This is a genomic window from Psychrobacter sp. Sarcosine-3u-12, assembly GCF_002836005.1.
Classification (GTDB): Bacteria; Pseudomonadota; Gammaproteobacteria; order Pseudomonadales; family Moraxellaceae; genus Psychrobacter; species Psychrobacter okhotskensis.
In genome coordinates this window covers 1-7,625 of sequence record NZ_PJBY01000009.1, presented here as the reverse complement: position 1 = coordinate 7,625, position 7,625 = coordinate 1, and the positions used below count along the sequence as shown (strand labels likewise).

The 7,625-nt window shown below is 41.2% G+C and carries 7 protein-coding genes; 3 read left to right on the top strand and 4 right to left on the bottom strand.

Features of this window, described 5'->3' with window-relative positions; genetic code table 11:
- Positions 1 to 150 precede the first annotated feature (150 nt).
- Complete coding sequence (locus tag CXF65_RS00570) at positions 151 to 1,134, top strand: formylglycine-generating enzyme family protein (RefSeq protein WP_101210681.1); 984 nt, start codon at positions 151 to 153, stop codon at positions 1,132 to 1,134.
- A gap of 38 nt (positions 1,135 to 1,172) precedes the next feature.
- Here CXF65_RS00570 and CXF65_RS00565 read toward each other — a convergent pair whose 3' ends face one another.
- Entirely contained in the window at positions 1,173 to 1,406 is a 234-nt protein-coding gene (locus CXF65_RS00565; protein ID WP_157823944.1) for a hypothetical protein, read from the bottom strand.
- Between the two features lie 70 nt (positions 1,407 to 1,476).
- On the opposite strand from CXF65_RS00565, the gene CXF65_RS00560 reads away from it, so the two are divergent.
- The gene (locus CXF65_RS00560) at positions 1,477 to 2,460 is read left to right on the top strand and encodes a formylglycine-generating enzyme family protein (RefSeq protein ID WP_101210679.1); all 984 of its coding nucleotides are present in this window, start codon (positions 1,477 to 1,479) and stop codon (positions 2,458 to 2,460) included.
- A gap of 21 nt (positions 2,461 to 2,481) precedes the next feature.
- On the opposite strand, the gene CXF65_RS00555 is transcribed toward CXF65_RS00560, so the two are convergent.
- Positions 2,482 to 2,700, bottom strand: a complete 219-nt coding sequence (locus CXF65_RS00555; protein ID WP_101210678.1) for a hypothetical protein — start codon at positions 2,698 to 2,700, stop codon at positions 2,482 to 2,484.
- 112 nt (positions 2,701 to 2,812) lie between these two features.
- On the opposite strand from CXF65_RS00555, the gene CXF65_RS00550 reads away from it, so the two are divergent.
- Positions 2,813 to 3,799 carry a formylglycine-generating enzyme family protein gene (locus tag CXF65_RS00550; protein ID WP_101210677.1) on the top strand — a complete coding sequence of 329 codons (987 nt, stop codon included), beginning with the start codon at positions 2,813 to 2,815 and terminating at the stop codon, positions 3,797 to 3,799.
- 22 nt (positions 3,800 to 3,821) lie between these two features.
- On the opposite strand, the gene CXF65_RS00545 is transcribed toward CXF65_RS00550, so the two are convergent.
- Positions 3,822 to 6,908, bottom strand: a complete 3,087-nt coding sequence (locus CXF65_RS00545; RefSeq protein ID WP_101210676.1) for a hypothetical protein — start codon at positions 6,906 to 6,908, stop codon at positions 3,822 to 3,824.
- Positions 6,908 to 7,625: DUF2345 domain-containing protein (locus tag CXF65_RS00540; RefSeq protein WP_157823942.1), on the bottom strand; the 718-nt coding region annotated here is incomplete at its 5' end. The genes CXF65_RS00545 and CXF65_RS00540, both read right to left, overlap by 1 nt.

Here is a 7,625-nt window from a genome sequence, read left to right as displayed (position 1 = left end):
CACCAGATATTATAATTTGGGCTGGTGTTTTTGACCCTTTTTATTAACCCAATATTTCTCGACAGTAGTTTAATATTTCCACTTAGACAATCCATGCAAATTATTAGTATAATCCTCTAAATTCACAACAAAACATCACTGTAGCTCATTATGACTTTAAAACCTCTATCCGTACCTTTGTTTATTTTGCCCTTATTGACTATGACTGCCTGCGCCAAAGAACCTGCGACTTTAGCAGATAGTAACGGCGTCCCGCAAACCCGTAGCGATCTAACGGCAGATGAAAAAAAGCAGTTGGATAACTTCTTAGCCCAGCAAAAGGCGAATATGCGCTTTATTGAAGGCGGTAGCTATGAGATGGGCGACTTTGGTTCTAAGCTAGACTGGACGGAAGGTATGCCAATCTCTAGCGGTGGTGATAATAAGGCTTTACATAAGGTGTTACTTGATAGCTTTAGCATGAATGCTTATAAGGCAACTTATGGCGACTTCGATATCTATAGTATGGCGACTGGTCAGCCCAAAGAAGGGATGCAGGAGTACACCATAGAACTACATCAGCCTAATGCTGCTGCTGGTATCAACTGGCAAACTGCCCAGCACTACTGCCAATGGCTCGGCCAACAACTTGAGGTACAGATGAGTCTGCCGACTGAGGCACAATGGGAATACGCGGCACGTAATCGTGGTCAGTATGTGCTATTCCCAACGGATAATGGTGAGATAGATGATGGTCGAAATGTTTGGACTTCAGAACAAAAAAGAGACATGAATAGTAAATATAATACCTCGGTAACAGTTCCTATAATAGGTTTGTATCCGCCTAATCCATTAGGGTTATATGATATGACCAACCAAAACTATGAATGGATGATTGATTGGTATGATGCCAACTATTATGGGAATAGTCCTGAGAATAACCCCAAAGGTCCATCAACTGGTAAAGAAAAAGTATTGCGCAGTATCGATGCTAATGAAGGGAGTGCACGAAATATTAAGTTCATAGGTCCTGTAACTATAGGCCGCTGGCATAGAGAACCTAATCCACCTCTAATTGATGACGATTCTAAACTTAATCAGAATCGTACAACGTCTGCAAGATGTGTTGCTAATGCGTCGACTCCTCTAGTTTGACGCATAAAACAAGGAAAAATTAAGCTAAGTTTTTCTACTTAAACCATATAACTGTTGTCATCGTCTTCATCAAAACCTGCTGGATCATATCGTTCTGGATTTTTGGCCGCATAGAATTCATAGTCATTGACATTACCACGATTGATAAATATATCGTACTGCGGGCTGGTGTTTTTGACTACTTCTATACCATCAGGGTAGATCAGGATAAACTCGCCCCATTGATGCAATTTATCATCCCTCCCTATCTCAATCATTGTTTGATATAACAATTTAGACAATCCCAGCAAATTATTAGTATAATCCCCATAACTTCTCAACAAAACATCACTGTAGCCCGTTATGAATCTAAAGCCTCTATTCGTATCTTTGTTTATCTTACCGCTATTTACTATCACTGCCTGTGCTAAAGAACCTGCGACTTCAGCAAATAGTAGCGGCGTCCCGCAAACTCGTAGCGATCTAACAGCAGATGAAAAGCAGCAGTTAGATGAATTCCTAGTGCAGCAAAAGGAAAACATGCGCTTTATCGAAGGCGGTAGCTATGAGATGGGTGATTTCGGTTCTAAAGTCACTATAAATGATGGTGGCCCTATTAGGAGTGAAAGTGACAATAAACCACTGCACAAGGTGACGCTTGAGAGTTTTAGTATGAATGCTTATAAAACGACTTATAGTGACTTTGATATCTATAGTATGGCGACTAAACAAAAAAAAATTGGTATGCAAGATACTACGATAGAGCTACGTCAATCTAATGCTGCTGCTGGTGTAAACTGGCAAACGGCACAGCACTACTGTCAATGGCTTGGTCAACAGTTAGAGGTTCCAATGAGTCTACCAACCGAAGCGCAGTGGGAATATGCCGCACGCAATCGCGGTAAATATATATTATTTCCAACCGATAACGGTAAAATAAATGGTGGACACAATATATGGACGTTTGATGAGAAGTCAGCACTCTCAAGAAAATATAATACTAATTTAGCTATACCTATTGTAGGACTATATCCTCCTAATCCTTTGGGTCTGTATGACATGACCAATCAAAATAATGAATGGATGAATGACTGGTATAGCGAGGATTACTATGCCAACAGCCCTGAGCATAATCCCCAAGGCCCTGACACGGGTACTGAAAAAGTTTTGCGCTCAGTAAACGCTGAATGGGGTTCGGCACAAAACATACAAGCCAATGGGTCAATTACTCTAATGCGAATAAAACGCTTGCCTAATCCACCGTTGATAGAGGAAGCACAAGATGCTAATCAGAATGCTTTTACCTCAGCTCGCTGTGTCGTTAACTTTAATAAGCCAATTTCTTAAAAAGCGTTATGATTTGATTGGTTAGACATTATAAGTAACATCGTCATTTCTTTTGATTGGTGATATATCTGTATAATTATCAAAGGCGGAATGATCGTACTGGTCTGGATTGGCAGCGGCATAAAAGGTTGGACTGGTGTAGTCGCCCATTTTACTGTAAATATCATAATTAGCATCGGTGTTTTTGACCACTTCGATGCCTTTGATATAGATCAATATGAGTTCGTCTTTCTGACGCATTTTATTAACCCTAGCTATCTCAACCGTTGTTTAATACAACGACTTAGACAATAGACCAAAATTATGAGTATAATTACCTGAAATTATCAACAAAAAATCACTGTAGCTTATTATGAACCTAAAGCCTTTATTCGTATCTTTGTTTGTCTTGCCTTTATTTACTCTATCTGCCTGTGCTAAAACGCCTGCTATCTCGACGGACAGTAACGGCGTACCACAGACTCGTAGCAATCTAACAGATGAAGAACAGCAACAATTAGCAGACTTTTTAGCCACGCAAAAGACTAACATGCGCTTTATTAAAGGGGGTAGTTATGAGATGGGCGACTTTGGTCATAAGCTCGACTGGACCGATGGTCTGCCATTGACTGGACAGTCTGATAATAAGCCCCTACATCCAGTGACGCTCGATAGCTTTAGCATAAATGCCTACAAGGCAACTTATGGTAACTTTGATGTCTATAGTATGGCAACCGGACAAGAGAAAGTAGGGATGCAAAAAAATAATATTAAAATACGCCATCCTAGCGCTGCTGCTGGTATCAAATGGCAGACGGCGCAGCACTACTGCCAGTGGCTGGGGCAACAATTAGACATCCCCATGGGTCTACCAACCGAAGCCCAGTGGGAATATACAGCGCGTAATCTCGGACAATATGTATTATTTCCAACGGATACAGGAGATATAGATCCTGAACGTAATATGTGGACATATGAAGAGCAGCGTGAGCTAAGCGATAAGTATAATTCTTTTGTCCTTACAGTTCCTATTGTCGGATTGTACCCACCGAACCCTTTAGGACTCTATGATTTAGTCAACCAAAACTACGAATGGATGACGGATTGGTACGATCCAGAATATTATGCTAGTAGTCCAGAGAATAACCCCCAAGGTCCTAAGACAGGCATAAAGAAAGTACTGCGAGGTGTAGATGCTACTGAAGGATCAGCTGGTAATGTAAGTGCTGGAGGTGCAGTCACTATTAAACGATTTCAAAGAGAGCCAAATCCACCTTTAATTTCTAACAATTCTAATATAAATCAAGATAGAGCAACTTCTGCCCGCTGCGTGGCTAATTTAAGCAAGCCAATGTCATAAAGAAACATTACGATCTGATTGGTTAGACATTGTAAGTATCATCTTCATTTCTTTTAATTGGTGATGTATCTGTATAATCATCAAAGGCGGAATGATCGTACTGATCTGGATTGGCAGCGGCGTAGAAGGTTGGACTGGTGTAGTCGCCCATTTTACTGTAAATATCGTAATTAGCATCGGTATTTTTGACCACTTCTATGCCTTTAGGATAGCTGGGTTTGACCTTTTGGCGCATGGTTATATACGCATCTACATAGTAGCTACCTGTATTATGCTTTACTGTGCTGTTTGAATTGATCATTGCTAGAACAGCGGCTTCATCTGCTAGTCCTACACCGTAGTTTAGCAAGCGAATGATATCGCCTTCGTTTTTACCCAAACTCCCTTTTGCTCCGTTAACAGTCATATGCTGTAGCGTATTGCGCCATTCAGGAGATGTGGTAACGGTAGCAAAGATGACAATAATAGCTTGCTTGCGATACTCTAATAAGTCTAAATCAATATCGATAGGTATTGTACTTCTAACACTAGCAGTAGGCAGGTCTTCAATATGACTTACCTTAGCATGCCGAGTCAGTTGATAGAGCAGCATACCTTTAGCTTCAGGCGTTGCATATTTAAGCCAATCGTCATCTCGTTTACTGATAATGCGCCGCGCCAACTCAATTCGTGCTTTATCAGTATCTATATAGGTTAAAAAGTTATCAAAATCGTCTGTTATTTCTTGTAATGATTGCGTGATTTTTGAATCTTTGCCCAGTACCAATACTGATAGCTGACTTATTGCTGCAAAAGCAGCTCCTTGGATATAAACTAAAGTTCGAAACCCTGCATGCAAGAGCTGATAAGACAACCAGCGTATAAATTCCGCAATCAATGCAGAGTCTATCTCAAACTCCATACCGCCTTTACCACCAAGTCCAAAACATAGCGCCGCTTGCGCCCGTACTTTAAACTTTCCACCTTGATAAAAGATATAGAAACTGCCTTTAAGTCCAACGCCCGCACTACCTGCGATAGTGCCTGACACTTTGGCAAAAGATCTAAAGTCTTTTACCTCAGGGTTTAGCCACTCGATACTGCCAGCAGGCGTGATGCCTGCCTCAGCACCCGCAAAGGCATCGACGCCAATATCAGCTTTGGTATTAGAGTTGGCATCCATGACCTCAACAGGCTCATAGCTGCGTTCGACATCGAATTTACGTTGTTTATTTGCCGCATCCCACATATTCGCCGCCGTCTGTCTCGGTGCGCGGCTGGCGGATACGAGCTTTTGAGAGCCGCCTTCAAACTTAATGGAGGCAGAGCCTGCAATGCTCGCTTTTACTCCTGTAAATCCATAAAAGTCGCAAGACACAATAAAGCGGATAGCGCCTAAGTCTATTTCACCAGCAGCTTCAAACTCTGCATGTAATCGCCAGCCGTCTTTTGAAGGTATTGCCATTCTCGTCTCGATATTACCTTCGCAAAGTACTAGCTTGCCACTCACATCAAACCCACCACTAAGCTCTATATCACCTTCTTTAGGATTCCATTCTGCTGAGCCACTAGCTGATGCTCCGCCAACGGCACGTAACCACTGAGCATTGATATCGACATCTAACTTTTCTGATATTTGGATAGAACGACTAAGCTCATTGGCAGAATTAATGAGACTATCACTTAAAAAGCTCAAATCTAAATCTTTACTGTACTGCTCAGATTCCCATTCTTTCTCAACGGATAAAGAGATATTCTTGATACTATCGACGAGTCCGGCTACATCTAATGACTCAGGACTGGCCGAAATACCGACACCACTACCTGTTTCAAGACTGATACTATAATCTGTCTGATTAATACGATTATTACGATACCGTAGATAAGCATCATTTTCTAGATAACGTCTGACTAAGCGAGTATTACCTCTACCTCTGTCGTTTCCAGCGTAGCGCTCTACTAAAAACACTTCTTTTAAGTCAGATTTCGTTGCAAAGCTACCATTAAGCTTTTCTTTTACCGCATCCTCAGCGATACCTAACGCATCCTCTATTTTTTGTATCTCTTTAATCGATCTACCCTGCTGATAAGCTCCCTCTAGTCTTGCTCGTTGCTGATAGCTCATTTGCACCAGCTTTCCAAGTTCAGCAGATACTGACTCAAATTGTTTAAAATCTTTTGGCTTTAAAATCAGTAGTTCACGTTTTCCAAGATCATAAACGATAGGCAGCTTGCTTTTACTTCCAAGCATAGCTTCAATGTTAGGTTTGTCTGGTACCGTACTGCAAGTCTGCGTTTTGATCTCAATGATGTGATAAGGGTCTTCGCCTTGATGCTTGGGAATGACTACTTCTTTCTCTTTTAAGGTCAGCTCACAGCCTGCAAGAGATACTTTGACACTGCGGACAAAGTTTTGAATAAAAGGGGCGATACGTCCATGTTTATCAGTCGTTCTCGTATCGCCTTTCTTTTTTCCATTTTCATCAACCAGCCAAACTTTAACGTTGGCAATGCCTTTATTTTTATTATTAACAACTTTAAAGCCAACATAGGTTTCTAGGCATATCGCATAAAGTGTTGTTCCGTCATATTTTACTGTTGGGCTTTGTGAATCTTTATACTTTTTACGAATAATAGGTATGATATAAGTTGACGAGTTTTTCGGTTTTATTTGTATCTGATAGCCTTGATTCTTTATCGCTTGAAAAGCTGATGTCATACCGCTTTTATCTGTTCTTCCAACTTTTATATCTTTACCTTTATTAAATACTTTGTAGTTGAGATCAGAGATGGTATTACTCTTAGTAGATCCATCTTGATCAAGGTACTCGTAGAGCACAAGAAAGTTCAAAGGGTTTTTTGAACTTACTTTGAGCAAATGTGTTTGACCAACGCTTTGAGTATCTTTATTCAACACTTTAATGTGCGCTTGACCACCATCATAATAAAAGAAAGTATTTTTTGGATATAATTTGGATATTTTAATACCAGTTTTGATAACGCCATCAGAATTTGTCGTAAATGACTTCTCTTTTAGACCAGTACTAGTATTATGAGCAACTACTATTTTTTCGTACTGAGCAGGAGATCCATTGCTAGTAATCACTTTAATATCTAGGTTTTCAGCCATTACTTGTCATCCTCAAAGCTTAATGTAAACCCTTTGTGTTCGTCACCAACGATATGTATACCGACTTCTTCAGGGGTATCAGTGATTACTTGCTCAGTACGACCTTGCGCATCTGTCTTACCACTTTTGACCGTACCGTCTTCCATAAATAATAGATACTCAGTATTAGCGATAGGTTCTCCGAACATGTCTTTTGCGACATAAGTCAGATAAGACTTAACCTCTGAGCCACCTAGAGATGGCAGTGTTGGTGTAATGTTCGCCCCCGCAACCAAACCCTTCTTCACCGCCTGCACTTTAATCACCCCCGGACACACCAGCTTAATGCCGCTATCATCTATCGTAATCGACGCACCCGCACTCGTTTGTAGCTTAATACGCTTCGGACTCGACACATTCACCTGTCCTGACTCACTACCAATCGTCATGCTTTGTTGACTGTGTAATTGCAATTCACCACCCTGTGCTTGTATCGCTAGTGGCTCTCTATTGGCACTGATATTTAAGCCTGATAGATCGACTTGACCACCAACCCCAGAGAGCGAGTCAATCGTATTTGCCGTCAGCGTATAATTGCCTGCCACCACATCCGACTGAGTAGCGCCTGATTGCCTAACGATCGTCTTTGCCGTCCATAGCGTATTGCTGGCTGCCGCTAAGATACTGTCTTTGCTGACTAACATGACATCGGCTGCGCCAAGTACTTCCGTATTTAAT